Source organism: Minwuia sp. IMCC3060, assembly GCF_029909435.1.
GTDB lineage: Bacteria > Pseudomonadota > Alphaproteobacteria > Minwuiales > Minwuiaceae > Minwuia.
Window position 1 is genome coordinate 58,431 of sequence record NZ_CP123782.1, and the last position, 21,772, is coordinate 80,202.

Genomic DNA, 21,772 nt, shown 5'->3' on the forward strand with positions numbered 1-21,772 from the left:
TGCAATGCACTGACCGACGTGCATCCCTTAAATTGTTGCTGGAGCAAATGAATGCCGATTCATGCGGCACTCAATCACAAGACGATCTATGACTATGACCGCAAGGTCACGCTTTCACCCCAGACGATCCGGCTCCGCCCCGCGGCCCATACGCGGACCAATATTCTGAGCTATTCGCTCCGCATCTCGCCGGAGAACCATTTCATCAACTGGCAGCAGGACCCGCTGGGCAACTACATGGCCCGCGTCGTGTTCCCCGATCCCGTGGACCATTTCCACGTCGAGGTCGATCTGGTTGCCGAGATGGCGGTGCTCAATCCGTTCGATTTCTTCGTGGAGGAATATGCTGAGGAGTTCCCGTTCAGCTATGAGCCGGACGAGGCGGTTTCTCTCGAACCCTATCTGGATCCGGAGCCGGTCGGCCCCCTGCTGCAGGCGCTGCTCGACGGCATTGACCGCACCCCGCGCCGCACGGTCGATTTCCTGTTCACGCTGAACCAGAACCTGGAAAAGATGATCGGCTATGTCGTCCGCATGGAACCGGGCGTGCAGACGCCCGAGGAAACCCTGGGCCTGGCCAAGGGATCCTGCCGTGACACGGCATGGCTGATGGTGCAGGTGCTGCGCAATGTCGGTCTGGCGGCCCGTTTCGCCTCCGGCTACCTGATCCAGCTGCAGCCGGACCAGAAGCCGCTTGAGGGGCCGACCGGGCCTGAGTCCGATTTCACCGATCTGCATGCCTGGGCCGAGGTATATCTGCCCGGCGCGGGCTGGATCGGTCTGGATGCCACATCCGGCCTGCTGGCGGGGGAGGGCCATATCCCGCTCGCCTGCGCGCCGCAGCCCACCAGCGCCGCACCGATTTCCGGACTTGTCGGGCCGGCGAAGGTCGATTTCTCGCACGAGATGCGGGTGGACCGGATCTATGAATCGCGCCGTGTCACAAGGCCGTTCTCCGAAGATGCCTGGGACAAGGTCGATGCGCTGGGGCAGGAGATCGAGCAGCAGCTTCAGGAAGGCGACGTCCGTCTGACGATGGGGGGCGAGCCGACGTTCGTCTCCATCGACGACATGGATGGCGCCGAATGGAACATCGATGCGCTGGGACCGACCAAGCGGAAACTGGCCTTCGACCTGATCAAGCGCATTCGCAAGCGCTTCGCGCCGGACGGGTTGCTCACCTTCGGGCAGGGCAAGCAGTATCCGGGGGAGCCGCTGCCGCGCTGGGCCTTTGGCCTGTTCTGGCGCAACGACGGGCTGCCGCTCTGGAACCGTGCGGACCTGATCGCCAGCGAGGACAAGGATTACGCGCCGACCACCGCCGATGCCGAGACCTTCACGCACCTGCTGTGCGACCGGCTTCAGGTCGACCGGCAGTATGTCATCCCGGCCTATGAGGATCCGCTGGCGCACCTGAAGGCCGAGCAGCAGCTGCCTGTGAACCTCAGCCCGGACGATCCGGCATTTGCCAAGGATCAGGACCGCAAGCGGCTGGCCGACGTACTGCGTCGCGGCCTCGACAAGCCGAAGGGCTATGTCCTGCCGGTGATGCGCGGGCATGACGCGGCGGGTGAGCACTGGATCACCGGCCCGTGGGAGTTCAAGGCGGGGTACATGTTCCTGCTGCCCGGGGACTCGCCGGTGGGCTTCCGCCTGCCGCTTTCGGCCCTGCCGTATCTGCCGCCCGAGAAATACCCCAGCACGACACCGGTCGATCCCTATTCGATCGAGGGACCGCTGCCCGATCCGGCCGAACTGTCCGCACGCTTCGGCGCTGCGGCGGGACCTGTGGTTTCAGTATCCGGTACGGGTGCCGCCAGTGGCACCGGGACGGGGGCAACCGCCAAGCCCGCGAAGGCCGCGAAGGCCGCGCCGCGCGGCGCTGTCAGCGATCTCGTGCGCACGGCGCTGGTGGTCGAACCGCGCGCGGGCAGGCTGAACCTGTTCCTGCCGCCGACTGTATGTGCGGAGGACTATCTGGAACTGATCGCCGCGGCGGAAGATGCCGCCGCGACAATGAACATGCCGATCCACATCGAAGGCTACGAGCCTCCGCCGGATCCGCGCCTGAGTGTCATCCGGGTCACGCCGGATCCGGGGGTGATCGAGGTGAACGTGCACCCCGCAACCGACTGGGCCATGCTGCGTGACATCACCAGGGGGCTCTACGACGATGCGCGCCAGACCCGTCTGGGCACCGAGAAGTTCATGGTCGATGGCCGGCATGTGGGCACCGGCGGCGGCAACCACATCGTTGTCGGTGGCGCGACCCCTGCGGACAGCCCGTTCCTGCGGCGGCCGGACCTGCTGGGTTCGCTGATCCGCTACTGGCAGAATCATCCGAGCCTGAGCTACCTGTTCTCCGGCATGTTCATCGGCCCGACCAGTCAGGCGCCACGGGTGGACGAGGCCCGCGACGACACGCTCTATGAGCTGGAGATCGCGCTGTCGCAACTGCCGAAGCAGGGCGAGGACGTGCGGCCCTGGACCGTTGACCGGATGTTGCGCAACCTGCTGGTCGACCTGACAGGCAATACGCACCGCTCCGAGATCTGCATCGACAAGCTCTATTCCCCCAGCGGCCCGACCGGCCGCCTTGGCCTGGTGGAGTTCCGCGCCTTCGAGATGCCGCCCCATGCGGAAATGTCGCTGGCGCAGCAGCTTCTGCTGCGCGGTCTGATCGCGCGGTTCTGGAAGCAGCCCTATACCCGCCCGCTTGTCCGTCATGGTGATGCGCTGCGTGATCGCCACATGCTGCCCTACTACGCCTGGCAGGACTTCGAGCAGGTGATCGCCGAGATGCAGGAGGCCGGACTGGCCTTTGATCCGGACTGGTACCGTGCGCAGTTCGAGTTCCGCTTCCCGCGCATGGGCGAGGCGACGGTTCACGGCATGGAAATCGAGATCCGCAACGCCCTGGAACCCTGGCATGTGCTGGGGGAGGAGTCCGGCAGCAGCGGTACCGCGCGCTATGTCGATTCGTCGCTCGAACGTGTGCAGGTGCAGATCTCCGGCCTTTCCGATCCGGAACGCTATCTGGTTGCCTGCAACGGACGGCATGTGCCGCTGGCGGCAACGTCCCATGCAGGGACCTGGGTTGCGGGTGTCCGCTACAAGGCCTGGGCACCCTACAGCGCGCTGCATCCGATGATCGACATTCACAGCCCGCTGGTCTTCGACGTGATCGATACCTGGTCGGGGCGGTCGATCGGCGGTTGCCGCTATCACGTGGTGCATCCCGGCGGGCGGAACTACGAGGTGTCGCCGGTGAACGGGGAAGAGGCCGAGGGCAGGCGCCTGTCGCGGTTCGAACCCCGTGGACATTCGCCGGGTCCGGTCGGTGTGCCGGTCAGGGAACGGAACCCGCGATTCCCGCATACGCTGGATCTGCGCGCCCCTGTCATGCCTGCGTGAGGGGCGCACGGCCATGAGTGACAGTTCCAGCGCCATGCACGACTGGCTGTCAGGACCGCTCGGGCTTGGCTACAGCCCGGCGGAGGGCGTGTTCGACGAACTGGTCTCACCCGACGGTGATGTCCGGTCGGGCTGGGGCGAGATCTCCGACTTCCTGGCCGGACTGAGCACTGATGAATGGGTCCGCCGCTGGCAGCAGGGCCAGCAGGCGCTGCGCGAACAGGGCGTCACCTACAATGTGTACTCGGACACCGACAGGGATGCCCCTGCCTGGCGTCTGGACCCTGTGCCCATGGTGGTCACGGCGCAGGAATGGACCACGCTTGCGACCGCGCTGACGCAACGGGCCAATCTGCTGGACCTGGTGCTGCGTGACCTTCTGGGCAATCAGCAATTGCTGCGGGACAATCATCTGCCGGCCTCCCTGATCACGGGGCATCCGGGCCATTTCATGTCCTGCATTGATCCGGCAATGGCCGCGCGCCCCTGCCTGCACCTCTATGGCGCCGATCTGGCCCGGGCACCTGACGGCCACTGGCGGGTGATGATGGACCGGACGGAAGCCCCGTCCGGCTTCGGCTACGCGCTGGCGAACCGGCAGATTCTGGAGCGGGTCTTCCCGGAATTGCTGCGCTCCGTCGGTGTCCGTCATGTCAGAGCCTTCTATCGTGACATGCGGGCCGGGCTGCATGCGATTGCGCCCGGCGGCAAGGCGGAACCGCGCATCGTGCTGCTGACACCCGGATTCCGCAACGAAGCCTATTTCGAACATGCCTTCATGGCGCGCCACCTGGGCTGCACCCTGGCGGAGGCGGATGATCTGACGGTCCGTGGCGGCCATGTCTATCTGAAGACCCTGGACGGGCTGCAGTCCGTCGATGTCATCCTGCGCCGCACCGACACGGCCTGGTGTGATCCGCTGGAGCTGCGCGGCGATTCCACGCTCGGGTTCGCCGGATTGGTCTCCGCCGCGCGGCAGGGCAATGTCACCGTGGTCAACTCGCTGGGATCGGGCGTGGTCGAATCGCCGGGACTGATGCCTTTCCTGCCGGGCCTCTGCCAGCGCCTGCTGGGGGAGGAGCTGAAGATGCCCTCCGTGGCGACCTGGTGGTGTGGTCAGCCCATTGAGCGCGAGCAGGTGCTGGCACAGCTTGACCGGCTGGTGGTCAAGCCCGCTTTTCCCGCCGACAGGGGGGAACCGGTCTTCGGACAGACCATCACGCCCGCCGGACGGCAGACCATCGCGGAACGGATCCGCAGCCGGCCGGATCGCCACATCGGGCAGGAGTACGTGGGACTTTCCACGGCACCAACCTGGTCCAGCCATGGTCTTGAGCCCCGTTCGGCCATGCTGCGCGTCATGCTTTGCCGCAACCGCCGTGGAGGCTGGTCGGTCATGCCGGGGGGCATGGTCCGGGTCGCGCCGGACAGGCGCGGTCGCGTCGTCTCCATGCAGCAGGGTGGCGGATCCAAGGATGTCTGGGTTCTGGGCGGCAACAGCGTCCCGGCCACGGCCGAAGGGGACGGCGGCACGCACCGGGAAGTCACCGAGATCCGTCGCTCCGATGGCAACCTGCCGTCGCGCACGGCGGACAGTGTGTTCTGGCTGGGCCGCTACCAGCAGCGGGCAGAGGCCCAGGCACTGCGGTTGCGTGGCGCGCTGACCTGTATCGACGAAAGGCTGCTGCCGCAGGCCACCGAGGCCGAGAAGGCGGTGCTGCAGGGGTTGCTGGCGGGGCATCTGGCCCCTGATGCCGGTCCTGCGGATGCCCGCAAGCTGCTGACCATGGCCGGTGAGCGGGCCTTCAGCCCCGACGTGCCGACCGGTCTGCACAACAGCATCGAACAGCTCTACCGCAATGCCGGAAACCTGCGGGACCGGCTGTCCCAGGACAGCTGGCTGGCGGTGGACCGGGTGCGTCAGGCCCTGCAGGCCGCGGAGCGGGCACCGGGACGACAGAACCTGCTGCTGCCCCGTCTCGACGACATCATCTATGCGTTGCGGGCGCTCGGCGGTGCGCTGAACGACACCATGAGCCGGGGCTATGGCTGGCGGTTCCATGATCTGGGACGATGGCTGGAGCGTGCGCAGCAGAGCGTGGATCTGATTGCCGCGACCTTGCTGCGCCAGGATGGTGACAATGCGCTGGTGCTTAATGCCCTGCTGGACATCAGTGACTGCGCCGTCACCTACCGCGCCCGCTACCTGTCGGAGCCGGAATTGCTGCCGGTGCTCGACCTGCTGGTCGCCGACCTGGAGAGTCCCCGGTCGCTGGCGCACCAGCTGGAGAAGATGCGCGACCACGTGGAGGCCCTGTCACGGCTGCGCGGCCCCCTGCTGGGCGAGGATCAGCGTCTGGCGATCGCTGCGTTCTCCGCCGTTCGTACTGCGGATATCAACCAGTTGGGGACCTGGCATCCGGACGGCAGCTGGCCGCTGCTGGAACAGCTGGTCGAATATCTGCAGTCACAGCTCTACGCGTTGGGCAATGCCATCTCCCAGCGCTACTTCAGTCATGTTGCCGGTCGTGGCGCGCAGATTGCCATTGGTGGTTTCGATACGGATCCCGATGAGGATACGGATGACGATTCACCCGATACGGATGAAGATGAGCCATGACAGAGGAATTGCTCTACCGGATCCGGCATCGGACGGCCTACAGATACGGCAGCCAGGTTCTGGTCTCGCAGAACCTGCTGCACCTGACGCCGCGCGATACGCTGAACCAGCGATGCCTGGAAAGCAGCATACTGATCCTGCCGAGCCCGGCGGTGGCGCCTTCATCGCGTACCGACATCTTCGGCAACATCGTGCAGAACTTCGACATCGACACCCCGCACAAGCGGTTCGAGGTGACATCGACAAGCCGTGTCGCGGTCCTGCCACCGTCCGTGCCCGACCCTGACGGGACGCCCGCATGGGATGCCGTGCCGGAGAGCATGCCGACCGGTCTCGACGCGGAACATCATCTGCTGCATGCCTATTCAGCGCGTGTCGAGCCGCAGTGGCTGGCCGCCGCGATCCGGGACTATGCCGCCCCGTCCTTTCCCGCTGGCCGCCCGGTGCTGGCGGCGGGACTGGATCTGACGCAGCGCATGTTCCGCGACTTTGCCTATGCGCCGGGCACGACGACCATCTCGACGCCGCTGTCGACAGTGCTCAGGACCCGCCGGGGTGTCTGCCAGGACTTCGCGCGGCTGCTGATCGCGGCCTTCCGCTGCATGGGTCTGCCTGCGGGCTATGTCTCCGGTTACCTGGTGACGGAACCGCCGAAGGGGCAGGCGCGTCTGGTCGGCGCCGACCAGTCCCACGCCTGGGTCCGTCTGCATGTGCCTGGCTGGGGCTGGGTCGATCTCGACCCGACCAACGGGGTGCCTGCCGGGCAGGGACACATAACGGTGGCCTGGGGACGCGACTTCCGGGACGTGGTGCCGGTCAAGGGCGTGATCACCGGCGGTGGCGAGCACGACCTGAAGGTCGAGGTCGATGTGATCCCGGAGGCGGAGATCGCCGGGGCCGCGCATGCCGCATCCGGCGAGGCCAGTTCCAACCGGCCCGACCGGGTCGCCTGAAAGGCGCGGCCCCTTCGCGTCAGATCACGCCGACGGCAGGCCCGCGAAGACCGCGCCGATGGCTTCCATCGCGGACGGAAACGGCCGTGCACCGCTCATGTCGGTGATCTTGCCCCAGTTTGCCTTCAGGTCTTCGGGGGTGACAGCGGCGGACGGACCGAAGTGGTGTCCCTGTCCCTCCACCATTTCCACCTTGCTGTAATAGCCTGCGCCACATTCGATGATGTGGCCGGTTTCCTCGTTCTCCTCCGCCACGAACCAGCCGATGACGGGGGTGATCAGTTCGGGTTTCAGTGCCTCGAACACCTGATCGGGCACGATCCCCTTGGTCATGCGGGTGCCCGCGATCGGGGCGACCGTATGGACGGTGATGTTGCTCTTGCGGCCTTCCTGCTTCAGGGCATTCATCAGCCCGACCATGCCCAGCTTCGCCGCGCCATAGTTGGCCTGGCCAAAGTTGCCGAACAGACCGGCGGCGGAGGTGGTCATCACCACACGCCCGTAGCCGCGTTCCTGCATCACCGGCCAGGCGGCATGGGTGCACCAGACCGCGCCCATCAGATGCACGTCGATGACGGCCTGGAAGTCGGGGGCATCGACCTTGGCGAAGGACTTGTCGCGCAGGATACCGGCATTGTTGATCAGGATGTCGACCTGTCCCCAGGTATCCAGTGCCGTCTGGACGATGGACTTGCCCGTTTCCGGCGTGCCGACCGCGTCGTAGTTGGCAACCGCCTCGCCGCCCGCCGCCTTGATCTCCGCCACCACGTCGTCGGCAGCCTTGCCGGAACCGCCGGTGCCGTCGACGCTGCCGCCGAGGTCGTTGACCACGACCTTCGCGCCCCGACTGGCCAGGAAGAGGGCGTGGCTGCGGCCCAGGCCCGCGCCCGCGCCGGTGACAATGGCAACACGGCCGTCATAGCGGATATCAGTCATTCCTCGTGTCCTCCCCAGGAATTCATGGATCGTTGATCCGTTCGAGTGCTGCACCGGCCCTCTCCCCCACCCGGCCACCCACGGGATTATCCTTATGGGTGGCCGGGTGGGGGAGAGGGCCGGTGCGCGCCCGTCAGATGACGGGCCTTGATGAAACTGCCGTCAGCCGACCCGTGGATCGTCGGCGTTGCTGTGATCGGTCGGCATCGGTGTCGCTGTCATGACCGTGACACCGTCCGGTGTGTTGAAACGGTGCCAGAGACCCTGCGGCACGACAATGAACGATCCGGCAGTCAGCTCATGCGTTTCGGGACCATCGTCGGTCAGGATGGTGATCTCCGTCATGCCGTCGATGACCTGCACCAGTTCGTCGCCATTGCCATGCCGTTCCCAGGCCGTGTAGCCCTGATAGCTGCCGGCAAAGATCTGGCCGTTGTTGATGGCACCCAGTCGGGCGAAGGCGGACTCTGCCTTGTCGTCATTCTCCGCCGTGCGACCCTTGAAGAAGGGGCGGCCTGCCAGGGCCTGGCTGATGTTCACCGGTGTTGCCATCACTTCGCGTCCTCATCCTTGCGCAGCTGGAACCGCTGCACCTTGCCGGTCTGAGTCTTGGGCAGTTCGGCGACGAATTCAACCGCGCGCGGATACTTGTAGGGGGCAATCTCCGCCTTCACATGGTCCTGCAGCGCCCGGGCCAGTTCCGGCCCGGCGGCTGCCGTATCCCGGGCCACGACGAAGGCCTTCACGATCTGGCCCCTGTCCGGGTCAGGCGCCCCGATGACGGCGCATTCCGCGACGGCCGGATGGGTCAGCAGGATCGCCTCCACCTCCGGCCCGGAGATGTTGTAGCCGGCGGAGATGATCATGTCGTCGGTGCGCGCGGCATAGTGAAACCAGCCTTCCTGATCGACCATGTAGCTGTCGCCCGTGCGGTTCCAGCCGTCGCGCGCATAGGCGGCCTGCCGTTCCGGATTGTCGAGGTAGCGCACACCGGTCGGTCCCCTGACCGCCAGATGACCGACGGTGCCGGGCGGGCATTCATTGCCGTCGTCATCGACGACCCTGGCCTCATAGCCCGGGATCGGTCGTCCGGTCACCCCGGCACGCATGTTCTCTGCCTTCTCGGCGATGAAGATGTGCAGCATCTCCGTCGATCCCAGCCCGTCGATGGTGCGGATGCCCGTCGCATCGTGCCAGCCCTGCCAGACCGGGGCAGGCAGGGTTTCCCCTGCGCTGACGCAGGTGTGCAGGCTCGACAGGTCGAAACCTTCCACCAGCCCTGTCATGGCGCGATAGGCCGTCGGTGCGGTGAACAGGGTGGTGACGCGATGGTCCTGAATGGCCTGCAGCGTGCTTTCCGGGGTGAACTGTTCACTGAACAGGGTCGCTGCGCCCGCCGACATGGGAAAGGTCACCAGCGCCCCCAGCCCGAAGGTGAAGGCGATGGGCGGGCTGCCGGTGAAGATGTCGTCCGGGCCGGGTTTCAGCACCAGATCGGCAAAGGTGGCATTGATCGCCAGCACGTCGCGGTGGAAATGCATGCACCCCTTGGGCTGGCCGGTGGTGCCGGAGGTGAAGGCGATCAGGCAGACATCATCCGCCGCCGTATCGACCGCCTGAAACGCATCCGGTCTGGTGGCCGCCGCCTGTTCCAGTTCATCCGGTGCCGACATGTCACCGGCATAGTGGCGGACATGTTTCAGATGATGGCTCTCCGCCTGCGCCCGCGCCATCTCGTCGGCCAGCCGCCGGTCGCACAGCGCCACCGTGATCTCCGCCCGGTCGATCATGTAGGCCAGTTCCCGCCAGCGCAGCAGCGGCATGGTGGCGACCGCAATGGCCCCGGCCTTGATCACCGCGAACCAGCAGGCGACGAACATGGGGGTGTTGCCGCCACGGATCAGCACCCGGTTGCCGGGCCGGACGCCCAGGTCGTCGACCAGCACATGCGCCAGCCGGTCGGCCTGCCGTTTCAGGTCCGCATAGGTCCAGACGTGATCGCGATACAGGCAGGCGGGTCTGTCGCCGAACCGGGCCGCGCCGCCATCCAGCAGCACCGCGCCGCAGTTCACCCGGTCAGGGATCGCGGCAAGCCCGGGCAGGCTGTCGAACGACATCTCGGGCCACTGGTCCTTCGGGGGCAGCATCCGTGCGGCGAAATCATCCTCATGCGCGCTGGGTCCCCCCGGCGCAGCGGCTGAGGGGGAGCGCGCATCAGGCATCGGCAGCCTCCAGCATCGTGGCCAGCCCCTCCGGCATCGGCATGTCGACTGAAACCTGTCGCGATGGTGGACCAGCGGTGCCGCTGGCATCGAAGGGGCGGACGAAATAGTCGTAGCGCAGGCCGCCCAGCACCGTGCGGTCGCTGTACTTGTTCGACTTCACGGCCTCGACGACCTCCGCCACCTCGCCATCGGTCGCGCGATAGACGTCATAGCCGATCACGCCTGGCACCTTCGGCCAGGCAAGCTGGATCTGGCCGTCCGAGATGGTTGCCGTCAGGTCGCCGTGCCCGTCGGGCCAGACCGGCAGCGGCCGGGACGGATCGTCTGCCGGGGCCTGCCGCGCACCCTTGGGCCAGAGGAAGCAATGCACCTCCTTGAAATTCTCGTCCAGTTGCTTGCAGACGTTGCAATAGATGCAGTGGACGATGGCGTCCTGGCGGGACTGGCGCACCTTAAGCGGCCAGTCCGGATCGGCCAGCAGTTGCCGTGCCATGCCGATGATGTCGGCCTTGCCGTCCTGCAGCAGCCGTTCCGCGTCACCGGGGTCGGAGATCTTGCCGACGGAGATCACCGGCACATCGTGGCCCTTGGCATTGATGAACTGCTTGATGGTGGCGGCCAGATGGGCGTGGGGCAGCGCCGGATACCAGTTGCCCGGCATGCAGCGGTCGCCGGAATAGCCTGTGTAGGGATACAGGGGATGCCCCTCCCGTGGTTGCGCATCCTCGAACTTGCCGCCGACCGACAGCGAGATGTAGTCGACTCCGGCCTGCGCCATGCGCAGGGCGATCAGTCGCGCCTCGTCCACCGTGTAGCCGTCCTTGATCGCCTCCTCCGCCAGGAAGCGGATGCCGACGGGGAAGTCGTGGCCGACCAGGCGGCGCACCTCCGCCATCACCCGTCCGAACATGTGCAGCCGCCCCTCCAGCGTCTTGCCGGAGAAGGCGTCCTTGCGGCTGTTGCGGCGGCTGAGAAAGGACGAGAGCGTGTAGGCATGGGCGGAATGCAGTTCGACGCCGTCATATCCCGCCTCCCGCGCCCGTGCTGCCGCTGCACCGAAGTCGGCGATGATCGCCTCGATCTGCTCCGCCGACAGGTCCTCGATCTTCTGGCGCCAGCCGGAGCGGGCAACCTTCATGAAATGGATGATCTGGGGCACGACCTTCGAATCGGATGCGCCGTGCACCGCCTCCGCCAGCCGCCGGTGGCCGGGAATGAAGCTGTCGTCGGAAATCCGCAGCAGCGGCCCGGACTTGGAGCCATGGATGGCCATGGCCTCCACCACGATCAGCCCGACCTCCCCCTCCGCGTAGCGGCGGTAGCGGTCGATGATGTCGTCATTGACGTACCCATCCTCCCCCGACAGGCGGGTGACCATGGCGGGGACCGCGATGCGGTTGGGCAGCACCATGCCGTTGATGTCCAGCGGTTCGAGAAGCTTCATGTCTTCGGTCTCCTGCCTCCGGTCCATGGGCGGATCGCTGGTTGGCAACCCGTCAGGATGGTCGTTCGAGATGATCCTTCAGGTGGCCAAGCGCCTTGTGCAGCGCCTGCGCCTCGGTGTCGCTCAGTCCTTTGAACATCTCCGCGACCCAGGACGCATGTGCAGGCGTCATCTGCCCGAACACCCGCTGTCCCTCCGCCGTCATGCGCACCACCTGGGCGCGACCGTCCTCGGGGTGCGGCGCCCGTTCCACCAGCCCTTCGTCTGCCAGCCGTGTGACCAGGCCCGTGATGTTTCCGGCGGACACCATCAGCCGTGCCGACAGGCCGCTCATGGTCAGCCCCTCGGGCGCGCGGTCCAGTTGCGCCAGGACGTCGAAGCGGGGCAGGGTGGTCGAGAATTCCTCCCGCAGCCGTCCCCGGATGTCCTGTTCGATCCGCGTGGTGCAGGCCAGCATCCGCAGCCACAGGCGTATTGCCAGCCGATCATCGGCCACAGGTGCAGCCTCAGGCGCTGTCTCGGGCGCTGCCGCGTCCCGTGTCTCCGATGCGAGGCCCGCTTCAGCCATCACGCTGTCTCGCCGCCATCGATGGCGATGGTCTGACCGTTGATCCCGCCTGCCGCAGGCAGGGCAAGCTGCACGGCCATGGTGGCAATCTCGTCAGGCTGCACCAGCCGCTTCTGCGGGTTCATGGCGGCCAGATCGGCGCGCGCCTGTTCCTCTGTCCGCCCTGTCTTCTCCATGATGTTGCGCACGCTTTCCACCGTCATCGGGGTCTCGACGAAGCCCGGGCAGATGGCGTTCACGGTCACTCCCTTGCGCGCCAGTTCGATGGCCAGCGCCCGGGTCAGACCGACCACCGCATGCTTGGCCGCGCAATAGGAGGCGACGTAGGCATAGCCCTTCAGCCCGGACGTGGAGGCGATGTTGATTATGCGCCCGCTCCCCGCCGCCAGCATGTCGCCGATAACCGCCTTGCTGCAGAGGAAGGTGGAGCGGACGTTGGCGTCCATCATGGCGCTGAAGTGCGCCTCATCCATCTTCGCGAACGGCGCGGCACCGGATGCGCCGGCATTGTTCACCAGCACGGTGATCGGCCCCTGCGCCGCGACCGCCGCCGCGAAGGCGCTGGCGATCTGGTCCGCGTCGGTCAGGTCGGCCACGCCCTCGAACAGTTTTGCCTGTGCATGTCCGGCACGCAGTTCAGCCGCGGCGCCGGCCAGCCGCTCCGCGTTGCGGCCGACGATGGTGACCGCTGCGCCCGCTTCCAGAAAGGCCCCGGCGATGGCGAGCCCGATTCCCTGTGCCGCGCCGGTAACCAGGACGTGCTGGCCGCTCAGGCTTGCTGTATCCACCATCGATCCCCGCCCTCCGTAATAATACTTTAAGCTTAAAGTAAATCATGCGCCGTTCCCGCTCAAGGAAGTTCCGACGGTCAGGGAATCTGCTCTATAAGATGCCGCGATCCGGATGGAGAGGGAGCGATTGGCAATGCGGGGATATTTCGGGATCGGGGTCTGGCAGTTCTCCAAGTTCATGAACGCCGGGAACCTGTTCCGCACGGCGCACGCGTTCGGTGCCAGCTTCGTCTACACCATCGATGCGGAGTTCAGTGCGAAGAGCGCGCCGTCGGATACCTCGCGCTCTGCCAACAACGTGCCCTGGTATGAATACGACAGTTTCGATGCCTTCGACCTGCCGCGCGGCTGTGCGCTTGTGGGGGTGGAACTGACGGACGATGCCATCGACCTGCCGAGGTTTCATCACCCGCTCGCCGCCGCCTACCTGATGGGGCCGGAGAAGGGTTCCCTTACCCCGGAGGTCATTGACCGCTGCGACCATGTCGTGCGGATTCCCACCGGGTTCTGCCTCAACGTCGCGACGGCGGGGGCGATCCTGATGTATGACCGCTGCCTGGTGCATGGCGGCTTCGGTGAGCGTGCGACGACATCGGTCAGCATGCCGCCGCCGCCGAAGGCCCATGCCCATGGTGGCCGGTTTTCGCGCAAGGGGCTGAAGGGCACACCGCGCAGGAACGAAAAGGACGGAGAGAGCGGAACATGAGCGATGATCTGCTGAAGATGGTGCAGGGGCGCATGACGCCGCTGTCGGAGACCATGGGCATGGTGTTCACGAAGGTGGAACCGGACCTGATCGAGGCGGAGATGCTGGTGCGGCCGGACCTCTGCACCACGCCTGCAATCCTGCATGGCGGCGCGATGATGGCGCTGGCCGACAATGTGGGCGCGGTGGGGACAGTGGTGAACCTGCCGCCCGGCACCACGACCACGACGATCGAGAGCAAGACCAACTTCCTGGCGGCGGTGCCGGAGGGGCAGAAGGCGATTGCCACCGCGATTCCGCTGCACCGGGGCAAGACCACGATGGTCTGGCAGACCACCATCCGGCGCGAAGACGGCCGCACCGCAGCCATTGTCACCCAGACCCAACTGGTGCTGCAGGCGAAGTAGCGGGAGTCTGTTTGTGGACCGTTCCTCCCCTCTCCCCCTCCCGACCACCCATCAAGGATAATCCCGTGGGTGGTCGGGAGGGGGAGAGGGGAGGAACGGTCAGCAGACAATCCCGGAGAGGGATGGACCGGTCAGCGCTCGAGACCTCCTGCGCTCAGCCTTCCGTTGACGCCTGTTCCCGTGCTACCGCGCGCCAGCCGATGTCGCGGCGGCAGAAGCCTTCCGGCCATTCGATGCGGTCCACGGCGTCATAGGCGCGTTCCTGGGCCTGCTGCACGGTCTTGCCCAGGGCCGTGACACCAAGCACGCGACCGCCATTGGCGCGGAAGTTCATGCCGTCGTCGCGGGTGCCGGCATGGAAGATGGTGACGCCGTCCACCAGCCCGGCATCGAACAGGCCGCCGATGGTGCTGCCCTTCTCCACGTCGCCCGGATAGCCCTCCGTCGCCATGACCACGGTCAGCGCGGCATCGTCGTGCCAGCGCAGGTCGAAGCGGTCGAGCACCCCGTCCATGGTGGCGATCAGCGCGGCCATGAGGTCGGAGCGCAGGCGCACCATCAGGGCCTGGCACTCAGGGTCCCCGAAGCGGATGTTGTATTCGATCAGCTTCGGCCCTTCCGCCGTGATCATCAGCCCGGCGAAGAGGACACCACGGAACGGGCAGCCGTCCGCTGCCATGCCTGCGATGGTCGGACGGATGATCTCCGCCATCGTCCGCTCCACCATTTCCGGCGTCATCACCGGCGCGGGGGAATAGGCGCCCATGCCGCCGGTATTGGGACCGGTGTCGCCTTCGCCGACGGCCTTGTGATCCTGTGCGGTGGCCAGCGGCAGCGCATTCACCCCGTCGGTCAGGACGAAGAAACTGGCTTCCTCACCCTCCAGGAACTCCTCGACCACGACTTCCGCGCCAGCGGCGCCGAAGCGTCCGCCGAAAGCGTCGTCGATGGCGGCATTGGCTTCATCGACGGTCATGGCCACCGTGACGCCCTTGCCTGCGGCCAGACCGTCGGCCTTCACGACAATGGGCGCGCCATGCTCCGCGACGTAGGCTCTGGCCGATGCCGCATCGCGAAAGCGACCGTAGGCGCCCGTCGGAATGTTGTGGCGCGCGCAGAGATCCTTGGTGAACCCCTTCGACCCCTCCAGCTGGGCCGCATTGGCGCGGGGGCCGAACGCCCTGATCCCCGCCGCCTCCAGCGCATCCACCAGACCGTCCACCAGCGGGGCCTCGGGTCCCACCACCACCAGCTCGATCATCCGGTCCTGGCAGAACGCGATCACCGCATCATGGTCGGCGATGTCCATGTCGACGCATTCGGCTTCCTGCGCGATGCCGCCATTGCCGGGGGCGCAGTAGAGATTGCGCAGCAGGGGGGAAGACGCGAGCTTCCAGCAGAGCGCATGTTCCCGTCCGCCCGACCCGATTACCAGAACATCCATTTCCAGAGACTCCGCCTGTGGCACCTGTCAGGTTACGACCCTGCTCATACGTGCCTGCCCGGCATGTGGCAACCTGTGGCGGCGTCTCGTTGACGACAGGCGGTGCAGTTGCGAATGTAGCGGCCTCAAATGCTGGACCGGAAACCATGATTCTCCTGCGCATCATCGGCTATCTGCTGCTGTTCCTGGCGATTGCCGCGCTGGGGGCGGAGATCCTGATGTCGGTGCAGGCCGGGGAGTGGGTTTCGCTGGCCGTTGGCGATGTCTGGGCCCAGATCGACCGCGAGAGCATCGGCCTGGTGCAGGTGGGGCTGGAGCGCTATGTCCATCCCTACCTGTTCGATCCGGTCCTGCTGACCATCCTGCTCTGGCCCTCATGGCTGGTGGCCGGTGTTCCGGCACTCCTGATCCTGCTGCTCGCCCGCCGCCGTCGCCAGCGCCGGATGTTCACCTGACCGACGCGGGGGAGAGCGACCGGCAGCGCCGCATCATCGCGCTGCTGCGGGCAAGCCCCTGGCACATGGGCGTGGTCGCTGCGGCGCGCGACCTCCGTCTGCGCGACTGGGCGATCGGCGCAGGCTTCGTGCGCAATCTGGTCTGGGATCACCTGCATGGCCGGGCCGAGACAACACCGCTGAACGATGTCGATGTCCTCTACTTCGATGCGGCCGATACCGGCAGTGCCGCCGAGACGCGGGCGGAGCACGCTCTCGGGACCATGCTGCCGGGCTGTCCCTGGTCGGTACGGAACCAGGCCCGGATGCATCTCCGCAACGGCGACCGTCCCTACCGGGATACACGTGATGCCATGGCGCACTGGCTGGAGACCGCGACGGCCATCGCGGTGCGGCAGGAGCCGGATGGTCACCTGCGCCTGCTGGCACCGTTCGGCACGGCGGACCTGTTTGCATTGCGGATCGTGCCAACCGCCGCAGGCCGTCGCCGCTCAGGCGCCCTGGCGGCGCGGCTGCAGGCCAAGGACTGGCCTGGGAACTGGCCGCGACTTGTCACGGACATCAGGCGTGATGCGGGGTCCAGCCCTCGAAGATGATGTTCTCGGCGTGGCTGGCCGCAACCTGCCGCTCCCTTGGGCTGCGCACCGTCCATGTCAGCAGGGGCAGGTCCCCGGTCAGGCGCTTCGCCACCGGCAGGCTGTGCACGTCCCAGGCAAGGAAGTCCGGGCGGGCCAGATCCAGGAAAGCGGGCCGGAACCGGGGCTCCACGGTCTTGCGCCCGAAGCTCCGGCGCTGATAGGCGATCAGGCCACGGGGAATGTCGGGGCAGTTGTCGGCGAACCAGGCGACCAGCGCGGGGTCGAAGCTCTGCACCGCGGCCGGCCCGCGATGGTCCTGCAACAGCCGGGCGACTGCCGGTGCCAGCCCTGTCCCGCCCTTCACATCCATCTTCAGTTCCACCAGCAGCGGCAGGTTCGGGAAGGCGGCCAGCACTTCCGCCAGCGTGGGAATGGTCTGACGTCCCCCCTTCAGCCGCAGGCGGGTCAGATCCTCTGCCTTGCGGTCGGCAAGCCGGCCCCGCAGTCCGGTGAGCCGCAGCAGGCGGCGGTCATGGAACACCATGACCTGACCGTCGGCGGAAAGCTGCACATCGATCTCGGCGCCGAACCCGGCCCACTGCGCTGCCGCCAGCGCGGCCAGGCTGTTCTCCGGACACAGATCGCCCGGGCTGTGAAGGCCGCGATGGGCCAGCGGGCGGGTGACAAGCCAGTCAGGTCGGTTCATTCGATCTCCACAACGGCATCAATCTCGACGGCGACGCCCATGGGAAGGACGTTGCTGCCGACGGCAAAACGGGCGTGGCGTCCCGCGTCGCCGAAGATCTCCACCAGCAGGTCCGACGCGCCATTGGCCACGACAGGCTGCTTATCAAAGTCAGGTGTCGAATTGATGAAAACACCGATCTTCACGATCCGCTTCACCCGGTCGAGATCGCCGCCGCAGGCCGCACGTACCTGGGCGATGATGTTCAGGGCGCAGGTGCGGGCTGCTGCCTGTCCGGTCTCGATGTCGGTGTCATGGCCCAGGCGGCCGATGTACTTCAGTTCGCCGTTCCAGAACGGGACCTGCCCGGCCACGAAGACCAGATTGCCGCTGACCGCGTAGGGCACATAGTTCGCCGCTGGCGATGCCGCCTGCGGCAGCTCGATCCCCAGTTCCTTCAGCCGTGCGTCGATCTTGCCTGCCATGGTCGTCCCTCCTGTTGAGATTTCTGCTGACCTTATCGCTGATCGCCCTGTATCGGGCAATGCGGGTCGTGACGTGGGGTTGATCTGGTGCTACCTGAATGACAGGCAAGTTACAGGGGTATCAAGGCATGAAACTGTTCAGGGTGATGACGGTCGGAATCGCGGCAGCGGTGACGGCTCTGGCGATCGGCGGTGTGGCCAAGGCGGAGGAAAAGCTGAAGGTCGGCTTCGTCTACTGCTGTCCGGTCGGTGATCTCGGCTGGAGCTACGAACACGACAAGGGCCGCAAGGCGATCGAGGAAGCCTTCGGTGACCGGGTCGAGACAAGCTTCGTCGAGAGCGTTTCCGACGGCCCCGATGCGGAACGCGTGATCCGCCAGCTGGCCCAGAACGGCAACGACATGGTCTTCACCACATCGTTCGGGTTCATGAATCCGACGGTCAAGGTGGCGAAGTCCTTCGGCAAGGTGAAGTTCGAGCATGCCACCGGTTTCAAGCGCGGTGCCAATGTCGCCACCTATTCCTCGCGCTTCTACGAGGGGCGGCACATCCTGGGCCTGATCGCGGGCCGGATGACCACATCGAACACGGTCGGCTATGTCGCCTCCTTCCCGATTCCGGAAGTGGTGCGCGGCATCAATGCGGCCTTCCTGGCCGCGCGCAGCGTCAACCCCAAGGTCCAGTTCAAGGTGATCTGGGTGAACACCTGGTTTGATCCGGGCAAGGAAGCCGACGCCGCACGCGCCCTGATCGATCAGGGCGCGGACATCCTGATGCAGCACACGGATTCACCGGCAGCGATGAAGATCGCGGAGGATGCGGGCATCCATGCCTTCGGCCAGGCCTCCGACATGTCCCGCTTCGGTCCCAATGCCCAGATGACCGCCATCATCGACAACTGGGCGCCCTATTACGTCGCCCGCGTCAAGGCGGCGCTGGATGGTGAGTGGAAGTCGGAAGACACCTGGGGTGGCTTCAGCACCGGCATGGTCGCGCTGGCACCCTACAACGCCAACCTGCCTGCCAAGGTCGTCGCCGAGGCGGAGGCGGCCCGCAAGGCCATCGCCGCCGGCACCCTGCATCCCTTCACCGGTCCGCTGAACCGCCAGGATGGATCCGTCTGGCTGAAGGCAGGCGAAACAGCCTCCGACGGCGACCTGCTGGGCATGAACTTCTATGTCGAGGGGATCGAGGGCAGCGTCCCGCAGTAAGGCGGGGGCGCACTTCTGCCTGACCTGACCCTTCACGGGTCCGGAACAGAAAAAGGCAGCCTGACCGAAGTGGTCAGGCTGCCTTTCTGCTTTTCGGGTGTCCTGGTCGGGTGACCGGCCGTCAGCGTGTCGGGACGGGGACGTCGCCGCGGTAGTCGTAGAAGCCGCGGTTGGTCTTCTTGCCGAGCCAGCCGGCCTCCACGTACTTCACCAGCAGCGGGCAGGGACGGTACTTGGAATCGGCCAGGCCGTCATAGAGCACCTGCATGACGGCAAGGCAGGTATCCAGACCGATGAAGTCGGCCAGTTCCAGCGGCCCCATCGGATGGTTCGCGCCCAGCTTCATGGCCGTGTCGATGGCATCGACGGAGCCGACGCCCTCGTACAGCGTATAGACGGCCTCGTTGACCATCGGCAGCAGGATGCGGTTGACGATGAAGGCCGGGAAGTCTTCCGCCGCGGTCGCGGTCTTGTCCAGGCGGATGACGACCTCGCGCACCGCATTGAAGGTGGCGTCCTCGGTCGCGATGCCGCGAATCAGTTCCACCAGCTTCATGGCGGGGACCGGGTTCATGAAATGCATGCCCATGAACCGTTCCGGTCGGTCGGTCGTTGCGGCCAGACGGGTGATCGAGATCGATGAGGTGTTGGACGCGATCAGCGTCTGCTCCCCCAGGTGCTCGGTCAGGCCCTGGAAGATGACCTTCTTCAGCGCCTCGTCCTCGGTCGCGGCCTCGATCACCAGATCGGCCTTGCCGACCAGGGCGAGATCGGTGGAGGGGGTGATCCGGCGCAGGGTGGACTGGCGATCATCTTCGGAGATGCGGCCACGACCGGCCTGGCGGGCCAGGTTGCCGTCGATGGTCTCCATCGCCGCGTCCAGCCGATCCTGACTGATGTCATTCATGACCACGTCATAGCCTGCAAGAGCGCAGACATGTGCGATGCCATTGCCCATCTGGCCTGCGCCGATCACACCGACCGAGCGGATTTCAAAGGAGTCACTCATCCGGCTGTCATCCATCTGTCAGGAACTGGAAAGGAAAAACGGGTCGGCACGCAGCGGCATGCGCACCATGCCGACCCGGTCGTCGTTGGATCAAAGGGCCTGCTCAAGCTCCGGCACCGCCTGGAAGAGGTCCGCCACCAGGCCGTAGTCGGCAACCTGGAAGATCGGTGCTTCCTCATCCTTGTTGATGGCGACGATGACCTTGGAGTCCTTCATGCCGGCCAGATGCTGGATGGCACCGGAAATGCCGACAGCGACATAGAGCTCGGGCGCCACGACCTTGCCGGTCTGACCGACCTGCATGTCGTTGGGCACGAACCCGGCATCAACCGCCGCGCGGCTGGCACCCACGGCGGCACCCAGCTTGTCGGCCACCTTGTAGAGCATCTCGAAATTGTCGCCGTTCTGCATGCCGCGACCGCCGGAGATGACGATCTTCGCCGCAGCCAGTTCCGGGCGGTCCGACTTGGAAAGCTCGGCCCCGACATAGCTCGACAGGCCTGCGTCCTCGCCGGCACCCACTTCCGAGACATCGGCAGAGCCGCCTTCCGCATCCGCCTTGGCGAAATTGGTCGGGCGCACGGTGATGACCTTGGTCTCGTCGCTCGACTGCACGGTCGCCAGGGCGTTGCCGGCATAGATCGGGCGCACGAAGGTATCGGCGCTCTCCACCGCGATGATCTCGGAGATCTGCTGGGTATCCAGCAGGGCCGCGACGCGCGGGAAGATGTTCTTGGTGGAGGTCGTCGCTGCGGCAACGATGTGGCTGTAGTCACCGGCAAGACCGGCGATCAGGGCCGCAACCGGCTCCGCGAGCTGATGCTCCAGATGCGCGCCATCGGCATGCAGCACCTTGGCGACACCGGCGACCTTCGCGGCCTCCGCCGCCACGGCACCGGCACCGCTGCCGGCGACCAGCACATGCACGTCGCCGCCCATTTCGGATGCCGCGGTCACTGCCGACAGGGTCGCCGGGTTCAGTGCCGCATTGTCATGATCTGCAACTACCAGAATGCCCATCAGATCACCCCCGCTTCGTTCTTCAACTTGTCGACCAGCTGCTCGATGCTCTCGACCTTGATGCCACCCTGACGCTTCGGCGGCTCGGTAACCTTCACGGTCTTCAGGCGCGGTGCGATGTCGACACCCAGATCAGCCGCGTCCTTCATGTCGATCGGCTTCTTCTTCGCCTTCATGATGTTCGGCAGGCTGGCATAGCGCGGCTCGTTCAGGCGCAGGTCCGTGGTGACGATCATCGGCATCTTGACCTTGACCGTCATCAGGCCGCCATCGACTTCGCGCGTCACGTTGGCATGGTCGCCGTCGATCTTGACCTCGGAGGCGAAGGTGCCCTGGCTCCAGCCCAGCAGCGCCGACAGCATCTGGCCGGTCTGGTTGGAGTCGTCGTCGATCGCCTGCTTGCCCAGGATCACCAGGTCCGGCTTCTCCTCATCGCAGACCGCCTTCAGCAGCTTGGCCACGGCCAGCGGCTGCACTTCGTCATCGGACTTGATGAGGATGCCGCGATCAGCGCCCATGGCGAGCGCGGTACGGATGGTTTCCTGCGCCTGCTGAACGCCGATGGAGATCGCAATGACCTCGGTCGCGGTGCCGGCTTCCTTCAGCCGCACTGCTTCCTCGACCGCGATCTCGTCGAACGGATTCATGGACATCTTGACATTGGCGAGATCGACACCGCTCTGGTCGGCTTTCACCCGCACCTTCACGTTGTAGTCGACCACGCGCTTGACAGCGACGAGTACCTTCATCTGGTCGTTTTCCCCAATCTTGTCGGAACCGGAAACGCAGCGTGGAGCACTGCGCAGCCCCACACCGTACTT

At 65.9% G+C, this 21,772-nt stretch carries 20 protein-coding genes; 8 read left to right on the forward strand and 12 right to left on the reverse strand.

The window, feature by feature from the left end; all coding sequences use genetic code 11:
- Window positions 1-51: 51 nt before the first annotated feature.
- From QGV54_RS00290 to QGV54_RS00300, 3 genes are read left to right on the forward strand one after another with little or no spacing between them, the layout of a single operon-like run.
- Window positions 52-3,414: a transglutaminase family protein gene (locus QGV54_RS00290; protein WP_281018883.1), complete on the forward strand. Its 3,363-nt coding sequence runs from the start codon at window positions 52-54 to the stop codon at window positions 3,412-3,414.
- Window positions 3,415-3,427: 13 nt separating this feature from the next.
- A complete protein-coding gene (locus tag QGV54_RS00295) occupies window positions 3,428-6,034 on the forward strand; it encodes a circularly permuted type 2 ATP-grasp protein (protein ID WP_281018882.1) in 2,607 nt (868 codons plus the stop codon).
- Entirely contained in the window at window positions 6,031-6,987 is a 957-nt protein-coding gene (locus tag QGV54_RS00300) for a transglutaminase family protein (protein WP_281018881.1), read from the forward strand. Before QGV54_RS00295 ends, QGV54_RS00300 begins: the two co-directional genes overlap by 4 nt.
- Window positions 6,988-7,011: 24 nt before the next feature.
- Here QGV54_RS00300 and QGV54_RS00305 read toward each other — a convergent pair whose 3' ends face one another.
- The 6 genes from QGV54_RS00305 to QGV54_RS00330 all read right to left on the reverse strand — a co-directional run bounded on the left by QGV54_RS00305 (window position 7,012) and on the right by QGV54_RS00330 (window position 12,951).
- The gene (locus tag QGV54_RS00305) at window positions 7,012-7,923 is read right to left on the reverse strand and encodes an SDR family oxidoreductase (protein ID WP_281018880.1); all 912 of its coding nucleotides are present in this window, start codon (window positions 7,921-7,923) and stop codon (window positions 7,012-7,014) included.
- 162 nt (window positions 7,924-8,085) lie between these two features.
- Window positions 8,086-8,475, reverse strand: a complete 390-nt coding sequence (locus tag QGV54_RS00310) for a cupin domain-containing protein (RefSeq protein WP_281018879.1) — start codon at window positions 8,473-8,475, stop codon at window positions 8,086-8,088.
- Window positions 8,475-10,145, reverse strand: a complete 1,671-nt coding sequence (locus tag QGV54_RS00315) for a benzoate-CoA ligase family protein (protein ID WP_281020032.1) — start codon at window positions 10,143-10,145, stop codon at window positions 8,475-8,477. The genes QGV54_RS00310 and QGV54_RS00315 overlap by 1 nt, the downstream gene beginning before the upstream one ends.
- Window positions 10,138-11,592 (reverse strand): NADH:flavin oxidoreductase, encoded by a 1,455-nt coding sequence (locus QGV54_RS00320; protein ID WP_281020033.1) that lies wholly within the window; start codon window positions 11,590-11,592, stop codon window positions 10,138-10,140. The genes QGV54_RS00315 and QGV54_RS00320 overlap by 8 nt, the downstream gene beginning before the upstream one ends.
- Before the next feature lie 52 nt (window positions 11,593-11,644).
- Window positions 11,645-12,160 carry a MarR family transcriptional regulator gene (locus tag QGV54_RS00325; RefSeq protein WP_281018876.1) on the reverse strand — a complete coding sequence of 172 codons (516 nt, stop codon included), beginning with the start codon at window positions 12,158-12,160 and terminating at the stop codon, window positions 11,645-11,647.
- Entirely contained in the window at window positions 12,160-12,951 is a 792-nt protein-coding gene (locus QGV54_RS00330; RefSeq protein ID WP_281018875.1) for an SDR family NAD(P)-dependent oxidoreductase, read from the reverse strand. The genes QGV54_RS00325 and QGV54_RS00330 overlap by 1 nt, the downstream gene beginning before the upstream one ends.
- A 133-nt stretch (window positions 12,952-13,084) precedes the next feature.
- On the opposite strand from QGV54_RS00330, the gene QGV54_RS00335 reads away from it, so the two are divergent.
- Together QGV54_RS00335 and QGV54_RS00340 are read left to right on the forward strand one after the other, a co-directional pair.
- Window positions 13,085-13,657: an RNA methyltransferase gene (locus QGV54_RS00335; RefSeq protein ID WP_281018874.1), complete on the forward strand. Its 573-nt coding sequence runs from the start codon at window positions 13,085-13,087 to the stop codon at window positions 13,655-13,657.
- On the forward strand, window positions 13,654-14,064 hold the full coding sequence (locus tag QGV54_RS00340; RefSeq protein WP_281018873.1) for a PaaI family thioesterase: 411 nt from the start codon (window positions 13,654-13,656) through the stop codon (window positions 14,062-14,064). Before QGV54_RS00335 ends, QGV54_RS00340 begins: the two co-directional genes overlap by 4 nt.
- Before the next feature lie 154 nt (window positions 14,065-14,218).
- On the opposite strand, the gene purD is transcribed toward QGV54_RS00340, so the two are convergent.
- Window positions 14,219-15,508, reverse strand: coding sequence for a phosphoribosylamine--glycine ligase (purD, locus tag QGV54_RS00345; protein WP_281018872.1), 1,290 nt, complete (start codon window positions 15,506-15,508; stop codon window positions 14,219-14,221).
- Window positions 15,509-15,654: 146 nt separating this feature from the next.
- On the opposite strand from purD, the gene QGV54_RS00350 reads away from it, so the two are divergent.
- Together QGV54_RS00350 and QGV54_RS00355 are read left to right on the forward strand one after the other, a co-directional pair.
- Window positions 15,655-15,963 carry a hypothetical protein gene (locus tag QGV54_RS00350; RefSeq protein ID WP_281018871.1) on the forward strand — a complete coding sequence of 103 codons (309 nt, stop codon included), beginning with the start codon at window positions 15,655-15,657 and terminating at the stop codon, window positions 15,961-15,963.
- A gap of 65 nt (window positions 15,964-16,028) precedes the next feature.
- Window positions 16,029-16,559, forward strand: a complete 531-nt coding sequence (locus tag QGV54_RS00355; RefSeq protein ID WP_281018870.1) for a nucleotidyltransferase family protein — start codon at window positions 16,029-16,031, stop codon at window positions 16,557-16,559.
- On the opposite strand, the gene QGV54_RS00360 is transcribed toward QGV54_RS00355, so the two are convergent.
- Both QGV54_RS00360 and QGV54_RS00365 read right to left on the reverse strand, forming a co-directional pair.
- A complete protein-coding gene (locus tag QGV54_RS00360; protein ID WP_281018869.1) occupies window positions 16,525-17,247 on the reverse strand; it encodes a glycerophosphodiester phosphodiesterase family protein in 723 nt (240 codons plus the stop codon). The two genes, QGV54_RS00355 and QGV54_RS00360, sit on opposite strands and share 35 nt — an antisense overlap.
- On the reverse strand, window positions 17,244-17,711 hold the full coding sequence (locus QGV54_RS00365) for a RidA family protein (protein ID WP_281018868.1): 468 nt from the start codon (window positions 17,709-17,711) through the stop codon (window positions 17,244-17,246). Before QGV54_RS00365 ends, QGV54_RS00360 begins: the two co-directional genes overlap by 4 nt.
- A 128-nt stretch (window positions 17,712-17,839) precedes the next feature.
- On the opposite strand from QGV54_RS00365, the gene QGV54_RS00370 reads away from it, so the two are divergent.
- The gene (locus QGV54_RS00370; protein ID WP_281018867.1) at window positions 17,840-18,922 is read left to right on the forward strand and encodes a BMP family ABC transporter substrate-binding protein; all 1,083 of its coding nucleotides are present in this window, start codon (window positions 17,840-17,842) and stop codon (window positions 18,920-18,922) included.
- Window positions 18,923-19,043: 121 nt separating this feature from the next.
- On the opposite strand, the gene QGV54_RS00375 is transcribed toward QGV54_RS00370, so the two are convergent.
- The 3 genes from QGV54_RS00375 to QGV54_RS00385 form a co-directional block, all read right to left on the reverse strand.
- A complete protein-coding gene (locus tag QGV54_RS00375) occupies window positions 19,044-19,931 on the reverse strand; it encodes a 3-hydroxybutyryl-CoA dehydrogenase (protein WP_281018866.1) in 888 nt (295 codons plus the stop codon).
- Window positions 19,932-20,021: 90 nt separating this feature from the next.
- Window positions 20,022-20,951, reverse strand: coding sequence for an FAD-binding protein (locus QGV54_RS00380; protein ID WP_281018865.1), 930 nt, complete (start codon window positions 20,949-20,951; stop codon window positions 20,022-20,024).
- Window positions 20,951-21,700, reverse strand: coding sequence for an electron transfer flavoprotein subunit beta/FixA family protein (locus QGV54_RS00385; RefSeq protein WP_281018864.1), 750 nt, complete (start codon window positions 21,698-21,700; stop codon window positions 20,951-20,953). Before QGV54_RS00385 ends, QGV54_RS00380 begins: the two co-directional genes overlap by 1 nt.
- Window positions 21,701-21,772: the final 72 nt, after the last annotated feature.